We start from the raw sequence: 17,425 nt of genomic DNA, 5'->3' as shown, positions 1-17,425 counted from the left end.
GCCTCTTAACCCGAGTTGAGCTTAATCAGAATAGCCTGAGTCATTCAGGCTTTATTTAGTGTTAAACGATGAAAAAAATTTTCTATCAAGGGTTCACTTTTACTAACTCAAACGGTAAAACCGATAATTGGACACTAGTAATAGGTAACCAAGTTAGAGTTGGTTCACTATTCGAATTAAGACGCCAAGTGCACTTTTTTACTGAATTGGGCGTTTTACCGCCGCCCAAGATCACTAAATAATGCAATAAACTATTTTATCCCCCGACCAAACTATACTGCCAAGCCACTTATCCGTTTATAAAGTGTTAACTTCAGCCTAAGTCTAATTGCATCGGCACTATTAAAAGCAGTAAAGTGATAACATTATCATTTTGCTAAGGAATTGCGAGGGATGTCGAGTATTCTTACCCCGCTAATCGCTGTTTGCGCCATTATGCTGCTTGGCAGCATCGTTCAAAAATTGAGAGTACTGCCAGCAGATACAGATGTGGTCCTCAATCAATTTGTCTATTACGTGGCTTTTCCTGCCATTTTACTCATCGTTTTGGCAGAAACCCGGATAGAAGATATTGCCCAATGGGGGTTTATTGCCGGGTTTAGCTTAGCCATGATAATTACCTACGCCTTAGTGATTTGCCTGTCTTTATGGCAAGCTCCCAAGCAGCAAGCAATCGCGGCAATGCGCGCACTAAATTCCACCTTTGGCAATACGGCATTTATTGGTATTCCGCTAATGAGCTTGCTTTTTCCAGGCAACAAAATGGCCTTAGTTGCCGCAGCCATTGCCAGTTTATTATCTGTGATTATGTTCGCCTTTGCCTTAGTGTCAATTGAGCTGGCCAGTAGAAGCAAACAATCTAATCAGCCAGCAATATTGATAATGGTAAATGCGTTAGGAAAAAATCCAATAGTGCTCGGCAGCGCCATAGGTATCACATTATCAGCCAGTCAAATTAACCTACCAGATAGCTTTTCGCTTATGTTGCATCAAGTTGGCAACACCTCAAGCCCTTGCGCGCTTTTTGCTATTGGAATGGTTTTGGTCAAAGCATTACGACAACAAACAGGCAGTAATCTATTTACCGCAGGTTTAATAACCGAGCTTAATGTCATTAATCTACTCAAGCTTATTATTCAGCCACTCATCGCCTTTGGTTTACTTACCGCATTGGGTGTTGAAACTCAATGGCTAATCATGGGAGTAATATTGGCATCACTGCCTACCGCGGCAAGCGTTTACTTACTAGCAGACCGCTACCAGGTACACGCAAATGTGAGTGCACAGGCAATTTTATATGGCACCTTAATGACGTTTATCACCTTACCGATAATAGAATCTTTATTGAAAACTTATGCTTAAGTAATGTACACATCAAGAGTAAAAAACCAGCAACGATAATTTTCTGCCAACCACTTTACTGTATAAAAAATCAGTATATACTGTTTATCAATACAGTGGTTTGTGGTGTTATTGACAGGAACTCATTATGCTTTGCCAACTCAGCATTAACAATTTTGCTATCGTACGTTTTTTAGAACTCGACTTTAAAGCCGGTATGACAAGCATCACCGGCGAAACCGGTGCAGGTAAATCGATTGCAATCGATGCTCTGGGGTTATGTTTAGGTAATCGCAGTGACGCCAATACAGTAAGGCCAGGTGCAAGTAAAACCGAAGTCAGTGCTCGCTTCACTTTACATGATGTTCCATTGGCTAAACGTTGGCTTGAAGACAATGACCTAGATGCTGACGACGAATGCATTTTGCGCCGCACAATCAATAATGATGGCCGGTCACGTGCTTATATCAATGGCAATCCCGTACCTGTTACACAGTTAAAAGCCATTGGGCAATTATTAATTGGGATTCATGGCCAACATGCACATCACGCCATGCTGAAAAGTGAGCATCAATTAAGCCTGCTCGACAGCTATGCCAATCATAAATTATTGTTAGACAATGTCAGCGCCAGTTACATGCGATGCAAGCAGGTTGAAAATGAGCTTAAACAACTTGAGCAAGCGCAACATGAACGTATCTCTCGTCAACAGTTGCTGCAATATCAGGTCGAAGAACTTAACGAGTTTAACCTAGGCATAGAAGAATTTGACGAAATAGAACAAGAGCACAAGCGTTTAGCCAATGGCACAGATTTAATAGAGCGATGCCAGGCTGGATTACACTTGCTCACTGAAAGCGATGAAGGCAACATCGAATCACTATTAAACAAAGTCGTCACCATAGCAGAAACTCTTCAAAGTTATGATGAATCACTTACTCCAATTAGCAGCATGCTAAATGAAGCGCTTATTCAAGTGCAAGAAAGCGCCAGTGAAATCGAAAGTTATTTAAGTCGCTTAGAACTCGACCCTGAGCACTTTGCCTTTCTTGAAAAACGCTTATCAACAGCAATGCAACTCGCTCGTAAGCATCATGTGAGCCCAGACAAGCTGGCGTTACATCATCAAGAATTGATGGCCGAATTAAACGAGCTTGCAGGGGATGAAAGTAAGCTTGATGAAATAAGAATGCAATTAGAGGCCAGCAAAAAAGCCTATTTAGCCAGTGCACAAAAACTCAGTCAAAGTCGCAGTCGCTACGCTAAAGAATTAGATAAGTTAGTCACTCAATCGATTCATGAACTCAATATGCCTAAAGGTAAATTTAGCATTCAAGTGAATCATGACCCTGACAATATCTCCGTTAACGGCTGTGATAGTGTCGAATTTATGGTAACAACTAACCCGGGGCAACCTTTACAACCCATTTCAAAGGTCGCTTCAGGTGGTGAATTATCACGCATAGGCTTGGGTATTCAAGTAATAACAGCTAAAAAAGTGGCCACTCCAACACTAATATTTGACGAAGTTGATGTGGGTATTTCAGGTCCAACAGCATCTGTTGTTGGCAGAATGCTCCGCAGCCTTGGAGAATCAACTCAGGTGTTGTGTGTAACCCACTTACCGCAAGTGGCAGGTAATGGCCACCAGCATATGTTCGTCAATAAATTTAATAAAGCCGGTAGCACTGAAACCACCATGCAAGCATTAGATAAAGATCAGCGGGTCAATGAGCTAGCACGTTTATTAGGTGGCGATGTGATTACTGAAAACACCTTAGCCAACGCTCGAGAGTTATTACAATAAAGCTGATGATTTATCAAATGCCAGCAACATGTTACTATTGTGTTAAACGGACTTCACGGATAAATAATGTTGATGACTTTTCTCAAAATAATAGGCGTGCTAGTTGGCTTAATCAGCAGCTTATTGGTATTTGCCGTTGTTTGCTTAGTGGCAATCAACGCATCTGACAGAACAAAATCGCCAAATACACTATTCGTAGACAGCTGGCTAAAACAACAACCCGTTGCATCGAGCGTAAACGGGTTTGAATATGCCAAAACTATCGTTGGCACTACTGAAGATAATGCATCGCTTAAACAAAAATCATTGTTGGCCCTGAATACAGAAGAAGTTGAGTTAACCCGTGGTTTTAAAACCGCTTGTTATCAAACTGATATCGTCACATGTAATCAATTTATAAATGATAACGATACTTATATTCAGGATGTTGTAGGTAAATACAAGGCTGAAATAGAGCAATACAATACTTTATTAAGCATGCCTGATTGGCAAGAAAGTGAGCAGTCTCTGACACATCAGAAGCAAATCCACTGGAGTAAACTTTTTCAACTTAGAGATTTAAGCATACTGGCAGAGGCAAAAGGAGTTAACGCTAATGCAAGTATAATCGATATTGATGGTGTTACAGCATTCTTAGATAGAGACGCTCATTTTTGGAATAATGTATACCACTCTTCTCGCTCGTTAATGACTCATACTATTGCCTATAACATGCTCAAGTTACAGTTAAACCTGGCTAACTCTATTAGCCCTGAAAACAAAGAATTTTCGAAAAAAGTTAGCACCTGGCAATCTCCTTTCATATTAACTCAAAGCGACTTTAAGCGAATATTTTCAGGTGAATGGCTCTTTGGTCACAACGCCATGCTGAAAATTGTAATGCAAGCTAAACAGGATACTGCACCATTTTACGAACAATGGTTAGCTGACATGTTTATTAAACCCATTGATGATGATAATTTACGCGCTGAATATTTCGTCAACATGGTTAATGCGCCTGTATCAACCGATGCATCACTTATGCTTAAAAAGCCAGAATATTGCGATAACGACAATAGCTTGATGCAGTTATGGCAATTACGCTATAACCCGATCGGTAAAGTATTAAGCTGCACATATTATGAAACAGATCTTAAGTTGCGCATCGTCAAAATGAATAATGAGATTGAACAACTACGCAGCAATTTAATGATGACTCAATAAATTTCAGTATCATTAAGTGTGCAAACACAAGGATCAAATATAAAAAAAGAGCACATTGCGCTCTTTTTTTATATTTGGTGTTATGGTATTTAAAGCAACGTTATAAATAATAAACCGCAAGCTGCACACCCATTAATGCAAATATACCAGCTAAAACATCGTCAATCATAATCCCAAAACCACCATGGACTTTTGCATCTAACCAACGAATTGGCCAGGGTTTAATGATGTCAAAAAATCGAAATAATATAAAACCAAGTAGTAACCACACAAAGCCTACTGGCGCGGCGATCATGGTGATCATCAATCCAACCACTTCATCCCACACAATTGCACCATGATCATGAACGCCCATATCTTTTGCGGCCTTACCACAAATATAAAAACCGGCAAGCATGCTGAGCACAGTGATCATCAAGTAGGGAGTTAAACTTAATTGTTGCATTAAGAGCACTATAGGTACGGCTGCTAGGGTGCCAAAAGTACCAGGCGCTTTGGCCACTTTCCCGCTACCAAAACCCAAAGCTAAAAAATGAATAGGGTTAGCAAGAGACAATTTTTTTACAAATTTATCTTGAGTAAATAGTTTCATAGGCCTTTGTTAAAAATGCTCAAAAACGCGAGAAACAGGAATAAAAGCCTTGCCATCATCGACAAACTTAAGTTTATCACCAGCACATATCTGGCCTATTTTGACAAACTTAACTCCAGCGTGAATAAGCGCTGTATCAATAGCACCGCGTTGTGATTCTGGCACAGTGAACAACAGCTCATAATCTTCGCCGCCAGTTAACGCATAGCTTAGTGCATCTTCGCGGCTCAAATTGGCTTTTAACGAGTTAGATAATGGGATCAGATTAACATCGATAATCGCCCCCACTTTGGAGGCTTTAAGCACATGAGCAATATCGGACACTAACCCATCAGACAAATCGATTGCACTGGTAGCTAAGGTTCTCAATGCCTGCCCCGCTAACACTCTTGGTGTGGGGTAATAATGGCGATTTATCAGGTATTCTTTATCTTCTGTGTATACAGATTTTACGCCACGTAGCACATCTAACCCTAACGCGGAGTCACCCAATGTACCCGTAACATAAATCCAATCACCATTTTTAGCCCCCGAACGAGTTAATGCAGTGCCCTTAATCACTTGGCCATTAATGGTAATGCTTGTGCTACGCGGGCCCCGGGTCGTATCTCCACCAATGAGAGCGATACCATAGTACTCTGCGATCTCAAATAAACCCGTACTAAAGCTAGCTAACCAAGACTCATCAACACTTGGCATTGTTAAAGCAAGGGTAAACCAGGCAGGCTCGGCTCCCATGGCCGCAAGATCAGAAAGATTCACAGCCAAAGACTTATAACCCAGTGCATGGGCAGGCATGTCTGATAAAAAATGGACATTTTCTACGAGAGTATCACATGAAATCGCAATCGATTTGTTGTCTGCTGGATTAACCAAAGCACAGTCGTCGCCAATGCTGAGCTCTACATCGCGTCTTTTTTGGCCTTTATTACGAAAGTAATGTTCGATGAGTTGAAATTCTTTCACATTCAGTTTGGTTCGGTAAACCGACCACCTTAATTTAGAAACAATTAATAGAAATGAAAAACGGTATCCGAAGATACCGTTCTGGTATTACTTATGTTTCACTAATTTATCTAGCAAGCCATTTACAAACTTGTGACTGTCGTCGGCGCCAAACGCTTTCGCTAATTCGATACCTTCGTTAATTGCCACTTTAAACGGCACATCTTTACGAAAGGTCAACTCATAGGTTGCCAAACGAACGATTGCTTTTTCAACTGGTGAAACATCTTCGAAATCACGATCTAAATGTGGCTTCAACAAATCATCAATCTGTGCAGTTTTTGACGCTACACCCGACAATAACTCGCGAAAATAAGCAACATCTACGCCGTCTGTGCTCTGTTCAGTTAAAAACTCATGTTCTACATCAGCAACATTGTTCTTACTTAACTGCCATGAATAAATGGCTTGAACGGCTAAACGGCGGGCCTTACGGCGCTCTGAAGGTTTCATACTTTTCCTACTATTACAGCTGTTGTTCTAGTTGTTGCAGTACATTAACCATTTCAAGCAAGCCAAGTGCAGCTTCGCCGCCTTTATTACCTGCTTTAGTACCTGAACGCTCAATGGCTTGTTCGATGGTATCTGTCGTTAATACACCAAATGAAACAGGTAGGTCATATTCTAGAGCAACTTGCGCAAGACCTTTGTTACATTCGCCGGCAACAAAATCAAAATGAGGAGTACCGCCACGGATCACTGCACCGAGTGCGATGATGCCGTCAAATTTGCCACTTGCAGCAACACGTTTTGCTGCTAGCGGTAATTCAACTGCGCCAGGAACACGCACAACAGTGATGTTGTCGTCACTTACCTGACCGAAACGCTTTAATGTGTCTATTGCACCGTCAAGCAGACTTTCAACTAAAAAACTATTGAATCGCGATATTACGATCGCCACTTTGGCATTTTTCGCTTCGATATTACCTTGAACTACGTTCATTCTATCTTACCTAAATTAGCTAAAGCACCCGGCTCGGGGCAAAAAGAGGCGCTATGATATCACAGCCATTAGCCCTGAGCGCTATGCAATTAATGAAATTGTTAAATTTACCATAGACCAAAATTATTCGGCTATGTAATCAGTCACTTCTAAACCAAAACCTGACAGTGAATGGTAACGCTTTGGCGAACTTAATAAACGCATACTCGTCACGCCTATACTCGCTAATATTTGTGAGCCTACGCCAACACGACGTGAAGTACCTTGCCACATTGCTGGCGCAGGTAGTTGCCCATTGTCTTCAGCTTCAAACGCTTTAACTTTTGCGAGCAAATCACTGCTGTGTTCTTGATTACCCAGTAACACTAAAATGCCGCCCTCAGCTGCAATGCGCTCCATGGCTTTTTCTAATGGCCAACTGCGCTTTTGGTCACGCTCAGAGTGCAATAAATCGTTAAAGGTATTTTGCAAATGCACACGTACTAAACAATTTGGCTGCACATCACCTTTAATCAAAGCATAGTGTAACTGATTATCTATCGTGTCTCTAAAAGTCACCATAGTAAACTCACCAAAACGAGTCGGTAATTTACAGGTTGCTTCTCGCACAACTGTCGTTTCGTTAGTGTTACGGTATTCAATCAAATCAGCAATAGTGCCAATTTTAATGCCGTGCTTTTCACTGAAGATTTCTAAATCAGGTCGGCGCGCCATGGTGCCATCTTCATTTAAAATTTCGACTATCACCCCCGATGGCTCGCAGCCTGCTAAACGAGCTAAATCACAACCGGCTTCAGTGTGACCTGCACGCGTAAGCACCCCACCTTCTTGGGCCATTAATGGAAAAATATGACCAGGTTGCACTAAGTCTGACGCTTTGGCATCTTTAGCAACCGCAGCTTGCACGGTTACAGCGCGGTCATGAGCAGATATCCCAGTGGTAACACCTTTAGCGGCCTCAATAGACACCGTAAAGTTTGTTGAAAACTGGGCGTTATTGTTAGTTACCATCAGTGGCAAATTGAGTTGCTGACAGCGTTCTTTCGTCATTGTTTGGCAAATGAGTCCACGGCCATAGGTTGCCATAAAGTTGATTGCTGCTGGCGTCACTTTATCAGCGGCCATGATCAAATCGCCTTCATTCTCTCTGTCTTCATCATCCATCAAGATAACCATTTTACCTTGACGAATATCTTCAATGATTTCTTCTATGCTATGTAGCGCCATTGTCAGACCTTTAATTATCGATTTATAGTATTTGAATATGTTGGGTACAGGTATTTACATCTAGTTAGCGTAAGAAACCAGATTTAGCGAGCAGCTCCATTGTGACCCCAGATGTGGGCTCATGATTTGCCTCAGGCTGCATTAACCGCTCTAAATATCGGGCAATTAAATCCACTTCAATATTAACCTTATCGCCAACTTTTAATGTGACTAATGTGGTTTCGCCCGCGGTATGAGGCACAATGGTTAATCTAAAACGGTGACCATCGACTTCGTTAACCGTTAAACTCACACCATCGATGGTAATTGAGCCTTTGTGTGCAATATAACGACTTAGCGCAACAGGCGCAGATAACCAAAACTCAAGCGCCTTACCTCTGTAAGCGCACTGCTCAACGGTGGCAATGCCATCGACATGGCCGCTGACCATATGTCCGCCAAGCCTAGTTGAAGCAGTCACAGCTTTTTCAAGGTTTACTTTTTGACCCACCTGGTAATGGCTAAAACCCGTTAACGCAACCGTTTCAGCGGATATGTCGGCAACGTAACCATCAGGTAAACACGCCACAACTGTTAAGCAAACGCCGTTAGTTGCTATGCTGTCACCTAATTTCACATCGCTTAAATCCAATTTACCACTGGCAACGGTTAAGCGAATATCGTTCCCTTTACGATCAATTTTACGTAATGTACCAAGGGCTTCGATTATCCCAGTAAACATAATGACTCACTTTTAACGTTTATACTTTGCTGTTGCTCAGATTTTTAAGTTTGGCTACAACGAATTAATAGGATTTATTATATCTAAGGATATAACGCTTATCTTGTCCAACGTGGCGCTCATCAATTAACTGCAATTCAGGGGGTTGATCCATTGCGGTATAATCGGGTAATTGCAGCATATTACGCCCATGACTGCCCAGTAACTTAGGCGCCTGATAAAGCACAATATCATCCGCTAAACCTTGCGAGACAAACGCGCCCGCTAGCGTAGCTCCAGCTTCAACTAACACTGAGTTTGCCGTTCTGCCTAAATACGTTAGCAAGGGCAGTAACGGGATTCTACCTGACGAGTCACACTCTAAAACTAAAAAAGACACATGCGCTGGTAATGTCGCTTTGATGTGTGCAGGATAATCACACCCTGACACCAATAATATTGGGCTTTCAATTGAAAAAAGTTGCTGATTTGCCGTTAATCTCGCGCGGCTATCTAGTACCACTCGAAGAGGCTGAAAAATCTCATCTGGAGTATGTCGGGTGGTTAATTCACCTAATGATTCAAAGCGAACATGTAAACTCGGATCATCAACTAGCACGGTTTCAACGCCGGTAATTAACGCACAATGACTGGCACGATACTTTTGCACATCTGCACGAGCTGCAGTGCCGGTAATCCATTTTGACACGCCATTAGATAACGCCGTTTTTCCATCTAAACTAGCAGCCACCTTTACCGTTACCCAGGGTAAACCTGTTTTCATGCGTTTCATAAAACCAAGGTTTAATGCATATGCTTGATCTGTGAGTAAACCGACATCCACTTGAATACCCGCCTCTCTTAGCATGGCGATACCACGCCCAGAAACTTCTGGGTTAGCATCGGTCACAGCCACCACAACTCTGGCAACCTTGGCATTAATTAATCCCAATGCACATGGCGGCGTACGGCCATAATGACTACAAGGCTCAAGTGTGACATAAGCAGTCGCACCTTGCGCGGTTTGGCTTTTATCATAAAGCATCTTAAGCGCATTAACTTCTGCATGACCTTGACCCGCTCGTTGATGATAACCTTCGCCGATAATGTGGTCATCGCGTACAATTACGCAACCGACACAAGGATTGGGCCGAGTAGTAAACCGCCCCTTTTCAGCCAGCTTAATTGCTCGGCTCATCATTTCTATATCAACACTAGACCAGTTAGACATGGTTGTTAACCTCGTTTACTGCCATATATATCCTGTAGAAAATCGTCTAAACAGAAGAGCATGGTCTTACATATGTGATTATTTTTGTAGCTTGGCAATAGCCTCACCAAATTGCGAGACATCTTCAAAAGCGCGATAAACCGAAGCAAAACGAATATAAGCCACTTTATCTAGCGTCATTAACTGCTCCATCATCAGATTACCAATCATTTCAGAATCCACTTCACGCTCGCCAGTTGCGCGCAGTGTTGATTTAATCTTAGTAAGGGCTTGTTCTATCTCGTCAATTGATACCGGACGCTTTTCCACTGCTCGCAACATACCGCCACGCAGTTTATCTTCATCAAACGGCTGTCTGGTGCCATCACGCTTTATCACTCTGGGCATCACTAATTCAGCCCCCTCAAACGTGGTAAAACGTTCATGACATTCGGTACACTCCCGGCGACGGCGAACTTGATGGCCATCGGCCACTAATCGAGAATCGATAACTTTGGTGTCGGTCGCGCTACAAAAAGGGCAATGCATTGAACCTCCTGCAGAAAACAAAATGGCCGCTAAAAATTAGCGGCCATCAAAGTTTATCCTATTTGTGGCATAAGGTTAACCTAAACCTCAACACCTAAAACAATAGTGATTAACCGTATACTGGAAACTTAGCACACAATGCCAACACCTGGCCTTTAACGCGCTCAATAACAGCAGTGTTAGATGCATCATCTAAAATGTCACAAATCCAGGTTGTCAGCTCTTTTGCTTCAGCTTCTTTAAAGCCACGGCGAGTAATGGCTGGTGAACCAATACGGATACCCGATGTAACAAATGGTGAACGAGGATCATTAGGCACTGAGTTTTTGTTAACGGTAATGTTGGCACTGCCTAACGCCGCGTCAGCTTCTTTACCGGTTAAATCACGACCAATTAAATCAACCAACATTAAGTGGTTTTCAGTACCACCTGAGACGATTTTATATCCGCGAGATAAAAATACTTCAACCATGGCTTTGGCATTTTTAACTACTTGCTGCTGGTATACTTTAAACTCTGGCTCTAATGCTTCTTTAAATGCTACTGCTTTACCCGCGATAACATGCATTAATGGGCCACCCTGGCCACCAGGAAATACTGCAGAGTTTAACTTTTTGTATAACTCTTCATCGTCAGCAGCTGAAATAATAATACCGCCACGAGGGCCAGCTAAGGTTTTATGTGTGGTAGAAGTCACAACGTGTGCGTGTGGCACTGGCGTAGGATAAACACCTGCAGCAATTAAACCGGCAACGTGTGCCATATCAACAAATAAATAGGCACCAATTTTGTCGGCAATTTCACGCATTCTTGCCCAGTCAACAATACCTGAATAGGCAGAAAACCCGCCAATCATCATCTTAGGTTTATGCTCAATGGCTAAACGCTCCATTTCGTCGTAGTCAATTTTGCCAGACTCGTCGATACCATAAGGAATGATGTTATAAAGTTTGCCAGAAAAGTTAACTGGAGAACCATGGGTTAAGTGACCACCGTGTGCAAGGTTCATACCCAATACAGTATCACCTGGCTGCAACAACGCCATGAATACAGCACTGTTTGCTTGTGAACCAGAATGTGGTTGCACGTTAGCATAAGTGGCACCAAATAATTCTTTTGCACGTTCAATGGCTAATGTCTCAACTACATCAACGTATTCGCACCCACCATAGTAACGCTTACCTGGATAACCTTCAGCATACTTGTTAGTTAACTGAGAACCTTGCGCTTCCATTACACGTGGACTGGTATAGTTTTCAGACGCAATTAGTTCAATGTGTTCTTCTTGACGACAAGTTTCATCTTCAATGGCTTTAAATAATTCTGGATCGTAATCCGCAATATTCATCGCTTTTTTCAACATGGTAGCTCCAACATCAATATCTTTATAGTAGGGTTGCGGCGTATTCTACTCTGCAACGATGATGATTCACAGTAGAAACAACATGAAATTCACTGTGTTCTGAATACAAAACGATTGATGTTAATTCTTGTCTCGGCCTTTTATAACCCCATTAAGACGGTAAAATTATTTCCGGCAATCCCCTGTTGAGTTCAGCCAATAATACAGTAGAATTATCGCTATCTTTGTTGACAACTAGACAGAATAAACATGGCTCAATTTGTATACAGCATGCTTCGTGTGGGTAAGATTGTTCCACCGAAAAAGCAAATTTTAAAAGACATTTCATTAAGCTTTTTCCCCGGTGCCAAAATTGGTGTACTCGGTTTAAACGGATCAGGTAAATCAACACTATTACGCATTATGGCGGGTATTGACACCGAGATTGAAGGTGAAGCACGCCCTATGCCTGGGCTTAAAATTGGTTATTTACCCCAGGAACCTCGTTTAAATGAGCAGCAAACTGTGCGTGAAGCCATTGAAGAAGCGGTAAGTGAAGCAAAAAATGCTTTAACACGCCTAGATGAAGTCTATGCCGCATATGCTGAACCTGATGCTGACTTTGATGCACTAGCTAAAGAGCAAGGCGAATTAGAAGCCATTATTCAGTCACAAGATGCTCATAATCTTGACCGCATTCTTGAACGTGCAGCAAACGCACTTCGTTTACCTGAATGGGATGCAAAAATTGAAGTGCTTTCGGGTGGTGAACGTCGCCGAGTGGCAATTTGTCGTTTATTGCTTGAAAAACCTGAAATGCTGTTACTTGACGAACCAACCAACCACTTAGATGCTGAGTCAGTGGCATGGTTAGAGCATTTCTTACAAGAATATACCGGCACAGTGGTAGCCATTACCCACGACCGTTACTTCTTAGATAATGCTGCGGGTTGGATTTTAGAACTTGACCGCGGCGAAGGTATCCCGTGGGAAGGCAACTATTCATCATGGCTTGAGCAAAAAGATGCACGTCTACAGCAAGAGTCCTCTACAGAAAGTGCACGTCAAAAAACCATTGCTAAAGAATTAGAATGGGTTCGCCAAGGTGCGAAAGGTCGTCAATCAAAAGGTAAAGCCCGTATGGCTCGCTTTGAAGAATTGAACACCAACGATTACCAAAAGCGTAACGAAACCAACGAACTGCTTATTCCACCAGGACCTCGCCTAGGCGACAAGGTCATCGAAGTTACCAACCTCACCAAGTCATATGGTGATCGAGTGTTGATTGATGATTTAACATTCTCGGTACCTAAAGGAGCAATCGTCGGTATTATTGGTGCTAACGGTGCGGGTAAATCAACATTATTTAGAATGATATCGGGTGCTGAGCAGCCAGACAGTGGTTCAATTTCTGTCGGGGAGTCTGTTAAAATTGCTTCAGTTGAGCAGTTCCGTGATTCAATGGACGACAAAAATACCGTATGGCAGGAAATTTCTGGTGGCCAAGATATTATGCGGATCAACAACACCGAAATTCCAAGCCGTGCTTATGTAGGCCGTTTTAACTTCCGTGGTGGCGATCAACAAAAAATTATTGGTACATTGTCAGGTGGTGAGCGTAACCGTGTCCATCTAGCTAAATTGCTACAGGCTGGCGGTAACGTATTATTACTCGACGAACCCACCAACGATTTAGACGTTGAAACCTTACGCGCATTAGAAGAGGCACTATTAGAGTTCCCAGGCTGCGCTATGGTTATCTCGCATGACCGTTGGTTCCTTGACCGTATTGCTACTCATATCCTTGACTACCGTGATGAAGGTAAAGTGAACTTCTATGAAGGTAACTACACCGAATACTCAACATGGCTTAAAGAAACATTAGGCACAGACGTAGTAGAACCACATCGTTTAAAATACAAACGTATTAGCAAGTAATAAAGCGACAACCTTGTGTTAGCTTAAAACACAAATCACGGTCACAATGAAAAACAAAACAGAGACGATTCGTCTCTGTTTTGCTTTATCAGACTGATTTTCGTTTATATTTATGCCATTTCAATATAAACTCGTTTTTACATCTAAAAGTGTCAAAAATTTGTCAATTTATTGTGAGCGATGCACCACAATCTGTTTGTAAAGCAAAAATAACTTCAGTATTATAAATTATTAACGGATTATTTTGCTCTGCTGATAACACTCAGCGCATTACAGAGTGTCGATGGTTCCAGCTTGTAAAGAAATATTATGGAGAGATCAGTGAGATACGGTTCAATTAGCCTTGCTTTATTGTGCTTATATGCAAGCAATTCATTTGCGGCACTCGAAGTCATCACCAGTTCAGAACAACAGACACTAAACCAAATCGAAACCGAATATGATATCGATAGTTTGTTGATAAATGTGAATGACAAATTCTCTCAACTCAACAAAAAAGCCTATGACGTCGAAGGCCTGAAAAAGACCATTGCATCAGAGCAACTTCGTTATGATGCATTAATTGAAGGTTTACCTCAGGCTATTCGCAGTAAAACAGCCCTACCTGACACTTACAAGCAAATTGAAGAGTCAGTTATTTTGGTTGATGAGTTAACCCTAAAAGCGGAAGAAGACAGCAAACGCCTTGAAACTGAAAAAGTCGAAATCTTGTCTGAGTACGAAAAAATCAACAAACAACGTGCAAGTAAGAGCCAACAGTTATTTAAACTAAAAACGGACATTACTAATCGATTAATTGCTGATCTATCAAAATCAAGCAGTACCCTTCCGGTCAATATCAATGGCTCAACAGAGTGCTCAAAATATCAAACAATTGCCGCGTGTTTAAAAGAATCACAAAGCAGCATTGTAAGCAATACTCGTAACGAATCGCCTTTTTTAAACGACAAGAGCGTATTGTTATCTTATGAAGTCATCGACGCAAACATGAACATGAGAGGCGATTTGAACTATAAAGTGGCGATGAAATTTAAGCCATCTTATAACAACAAAATCGACGAAATGTTAAATGAAAAATTAGGGTTGAAATCAGCAATGGTAACGTTAGTCAGTAACGTACCTGCAGACTGGTTTGTTAACGGCGTAAAAATAGGTACAGGTAAAAAGCTGTTCCACGAAATTCCGCTAGGCAAGCATGGCATTTTAGCCTCTTACCAAAACCAAGACCAATCGAGTGTAGAAAATATTGAAGGCAATGGAGTATTTAATTACAAATTCTCTAATGTCAGCGCCCCTAAGAAACCCGTTACTAAACAACCTATAGTGGTTGCTGAAGTGCCAAAAGGCATTCTTAAGCCCTCGGCAAAACAAGCACAGCAACCTGAAGTTCAAAAACCGAAAGCCAAATACACGCTGTTTTCTGACCAAACTAGCATTAAGTTAAGTGACGATGATGCTAAAAAAACGTCAAATGATAAAGGCTATGAATATTTTATGGGTGTATCTCCAGCCACTAAAAAACAGAACATAGAGTTTACTAACGAGCCTATTGAAAAATAAACTCGCGTTTTGTTATCTCGTTATTGAGCCAGTTAAAGCCATATCAATTGATATGGCTTTTTTTATATTCACACAAACACAGTTCATGACAACGGGTTCAACAAAAACCTATTAGCGCCTTGTTACAAACAAACTAAAAGCTTTACATTACTTTACGCTTAATTTTGCTCAATATAATTACAATATTCGTAAAAGCTAACACACCCTAAGCGGATCCCCGCGCATTGCTTATAGAGATCACCCAAAATGATAAACAAACATGGCTTGAATACTTTTTCAGCAGCCTTAGTGATTTTTACCACCAGCGTATTGAGCACCCATGCTTATGCGGCACCTCAGCCACAACGAGCCGAAAAAATTGTCCCAGTGGTGACTTCAAATGTAGAGCAACATGAGTTATCTCAATCTATTACGCTTATTGGTAAATTAGCCGCGACTCATTCCGTCATGATTGCGCCGCAAGTGGACGGCAAGATAAACAAAATTGAAGTGACATCTAATGAGCATGTTAATAAAGGCCAGGTATTATTAACCCTGGACGACAGCAAAGCGAAAGCCAGTGTTCTTGAAGCACAGGCATATCACAATGACGAAGTACGTAAACTAAACGAATTTTTAAAGCTGATTAACGTTAACGCCATCACCCAGACCGAAATTGAAGCCCAAAAAGCCAGTGTTGACATAGCCCTCGCCCGCCTGCAATCTGCTCAAACAGACTTGGCCTACCACACCCTCACAGCACCTTTTAGCGGTCATACCGGCTTAATTAATTTTAGCCGCGGTAAAATGGTCAGCATGAATGAAGAGTTATTGTCATTAGACGATTTGTCAGTTCTGCAATTAGATTTACAGGTGCCCGAGCAATATTTAGCCCAACTCAGCACAGCCATGCCGGTCAGCGCAACAAGCCGAGCATGGGAAAATGAACAGTTTACAGGCAATATTATCGCCATAGATCCCCGCGTGAACGAGCAAACACTTAACCTTAAAGTTCGAAGCCAATTCAATAATCAACACGGCAAATTAAAGCCAGGCATGATGATGTCGGCAACCCTCACCTTCCCAAGTGTTTCAGCGCCAATCGTGCCAGTACAAGCGTTAGAATACTCAGGAACAAAACGATTTGTATACGTCATTAACAAAGATAACATCGCCAAGCGCACCGAAGTGGTATTGGGCGCGCGAATTAAAGATCAAGTATTGATTGAGTCTGGAATTAATATTGGCGATCACATTGTGGTTCAAGGCTTAGTGAACATGCGTGACGGTGTAAAAGTGAATGACCTTGCCGGCCAAAATACGCCTGAAAAAAACAGCAATGCAGCCTCAATACAGGAGCGTAAATAATGTGGCTAAGTGATACTGCTGTAAAGCGCCCAGTGGTTGCCATCGTCTTAAGCTTATTGCTTTGTGTGTTTGGTATGGTGTCATTTTCAAAACTTGCCGTTAGAGAAATGCCCGACGTACAAAATCCTGTGGTTACCGTTATGACCACCTACAGTGGTGCTTCGGCAACCATTATGGAAAGTAAAGTAACCAAAACCCTCGAGGACGAGCTGACCGGGATAAGTGGTATTGATGAAATCACCTCAACGACCCGAAATGGCATGTCTAGAATATCCATTGAATTTGAACTCGGTTGGGATTTAACCGAAGGGGTTAGCGATGTTCGTGATGCGGTAGCCAAAGCACAGCGCCGTTTACCAGATGAAGCAGATGACCCCATAGTGTCTAAAGATAACGGCACGGGCGAACCTTCAATCTATGTCAATTTAAGCTCTGAAAACATGGACCGTACTCAATTAACGGACTATGCCCAGCGCGTATTAGAAGACAGGTTTAGTCTTATTACTGGTGTCAGCTCCGTCAATATTTCTGGTGGGCTGTACAAGGTCATGTATGTCCAATTAAAACCACAATTAATGGCTGGCAGAAATGTCACCACCAGTGACATTATCAGCGCATTATACCGGTGATCATTGAAGGTGCTTGATTTTATTTCAAATCA

The 17,425-nt window shown here is 41.9% G+C and carries 16 protein-coding genes and 1 pseudogene; 8 read left to right on the top strand and 9 right to left on the bottom strand.

The genetic code is table 11. The annotated features are described in order from the left end of the window. Positions 1-68: 68 nt before the first annotated feature. From K8B83_RS08360 to K8B83_RS08345, 4 genes are all read left to right on the top strand, one after another. On the top strand, positions 69-242 hold the full coding sequence (locus tag K8B83_RS08360; RefSeq protein ID WP_188738721.1) for a DUF3319 domain-containing protein: 174 nt from the start codon (positions 69-71) through the stop codon (positions 240-242). A gap of 151 nt (positions 243-393) precedes the next feature. Beyond that, positions 394-1,362 carry an AEC family transporter gene (locus tag K8B83_RS08355; RefSeq protein ID WP_188738720.1) on the top strand — a complete coding sequence of 323 codons (969 nt, stop codon included), beginning with the start codon at positions 394-396 and terminating at the stop codon, positions 1,360-1,362. Positions 1,363-1,489: 127 nt separating this feature from the next. Next, entirely contained in the window at positions 1,490-3,148 is a 1,659-nt protein-coding gene (gene recN / locus K8B83_RS08350; RefSeq protein WP_188738717.1) for a DNA repair protein RecN, read from the top strand. Positions 3,149-3,214: 66 nt separating this feature from the next. Beyond that, the gene (locus K8B83_RS08345) at positions 3,215-4,351 is read left to right on the top strand and encodes a hypothetical protein (RefSeq protein ID WP_188738714.1); all 1,137 of its coding nucleotides are present in this window, start codon (positions 3,215-3,217) and stop codon (positions 4,349-4,351) included. Positions 4,352-4,451: 100 nt separating this feature from the next. Here K8B83_RS08345 and K8B83_RS08340 read toward each other — a convergent pair whose 3' ends face one another. The 9 genes from K8B83_RS08340 to glyA all read right to left on the bottom strand — a co-directional run bounded on the left by K8B83_RS08340 (position 4,452) and on the right by glyA (position 11,940). Continuing rightward, positions 4,452-4,943, bottom strand: a complete 492-nt coding sequence (locus K8B83_RS08340; protein ID WP_188738712.1) for a phosphatidylglycerophosphatase A family protein — start codon at positions 4,941-4,943, stop codon at positions 4,452-4,454. Positions 4,944-4,952: 9 nt separating this feature from the next. Further along, positions 4,953-5,909 carry a thiamine-phosphate kinase gene (gene thiL, locus K8B83_RS08335; protein ID WP_188738709.1) on the bottom strand — a complete coding sequence of 319 codons (957 nt, stop codon included), beginning with the start codon at positions 5,907-5,909 and terminating at the stop codon, positions 4,953-4,955. Positions 5,910-5,996: 87 nt separating this feature from the next. Next, positions 5,997-6,401, bottom strand: coding sequence for a transcription antitermination factor NusB (nusB, locus tag K8B83_RS08330; protein ID WP_188738707.1), 405 nt, complete (start codon positions 6,399-6,401; stop codon positions 5,997-5,999). Positions 6,402-6,414: 13 nt separating this feature from the next. After that, positions 6,415-6,891: a 6,7-dimethyl-8-ribityllumazine synthase gene (gene ribH / locus K8B83_RS08325; RefSeq protein WP_160053672.1), complete on the bottom strand. Its 477-nt coding sequence runs from the start codon at positions 6,889-6,891 to the stop codon at positions 6,415-6,417. Positions 6,892-7,014: 123 nt separating this feature from the next. Then, on the bottom strand, positions 7,015-8,118 hold the full coding sequence (gene ribBA / locus K8B83_RS08320; RefSeq protein WP_188738705.1) for a bifunctional 3,4-dihydroxy-2-butanone-4-phosphate synthase/GTP cyclohydrolase II: 1,104 nt from the start codon (positions 8,116-8,118) through the stop codon (positions 7,015-7,017). A gap of 64 nt (positions 8,119-8,182) precedes the next feature. Further along, positions 8,183-8,839, bottom strand: coding sequence for a riboflavin synthase (locus K8B83_RS08315; protein WP_188738703.1), 657 nt, complete (start codon positions 8,837-8,839; stop codon positions 8,183-8,185). Between the two features lie 64 nt (positions 8,840-8,903). Further along, positions 8,904-10,049 carry a bifunctional diaminohydroxyphosphoribosylaminopyrimidine deaminase/5-amino-6-(5-phosphoribosylamino)uracil reductase RibD gene (gene ribD, locus K8B83_RS08310; RefSeq protein WP_188738700.1) on the bottom strand — a complete coding sequence of 382 codons (1,146 nt, stop codon included), beginning with the start codon at positions 10,047-10,049 and terminating at the stop codon, positions 8,904-8,906. Positions 10,050-10,127: 78 nt separating this feature from the next. Continuing rightward, entirely contained in the window at positions 10,128-10,577 is a 450-nt protein-coding gene (gene nrdR, locus K8B83_RS08305) for a transcriptional regulator NrdR (RefSeq protein ID WP_188738698.1), read from the bottom strand. 109 nt (positions 10,578-10,686) lie between these two features. Beyond that, a complete protein-coding gene (gene glyA / locus K8B83_RS08300; protein WP_188738696.1) occupies positions 10,687-11,940 on the bottom strand; it encodes a serine hydroxymethyltransferase in 1,254 nt (417 codons plus the stop codon). A 249-nt stretch (positions 11,941-12,189) separates the two neighbouring features. On the opposite strand from glyA, the gene ettA reads away from it, so the two are divergent. From ettA to K8B83_RS08280, 4 genes and pseudogenes are all read left to right on the top strand, one after another. After that, positions 12,190-13,857, top strand: coding sequence for an energy-dependent translational throttle protein EttA (ettA, locus tag K8B83_RS08295; protein WP_188738693.1), 1,668 nt, complete (start codon positions 12,190-12,192; stop codon positions 13,855-13,857). 321 nt (positions 13,858-14,178) lie between these two features. Beyond that, positions 14,179-15,417, top strand: coding sequence for a hypothetical protein (locus K8B83_RS08290; protein ID WP_188738690.1), 1,239 nt, complete (start codon positions 14,179-14,181; stop codon positions 15,415-15,417). Positions 15,418-15,663: 246 nt separating this feature from the next. Beyond that, on the top strand, positions 15,664-16,764 hold the full coding sequence (locus K8B83_RS08285) for an efflux RND transporter periplasmic adaptor subunit (protein WP_223419555.1): 1,101 nt from the start codon (positions 15,664-15,666) through the stop codon (positions 16,762-16,764). After that, positions 16,764-17,384: pseudogene (locus tag K8B83_RS08280) on the top strand (efflux RND transporter permease subunit); the annotation flags it as partial. The gene K8B83_RS08285 and the pseudogene K8B83_RS08280, both read left to right, overlap by 1 nt. Positions 17,385-17,425 lie beyond the last annotated feature (41 nt).

Origin of the sequence: Shewanella inventionis (assembly GCF_019931735.1) — a bacterium.
Taxonomy (GTDB): Bacteria; Pseudomonadota; Gammaproteobacteria; order Enterobacterales; family Shewanellaceae; genus Shewanella; species Shewanella inventionis.
The sequence above is the reverse complement of the archived record's forward strand: the minus strand, read 5'-3'. Positions and strand labels throughout refer to the sequence as shown.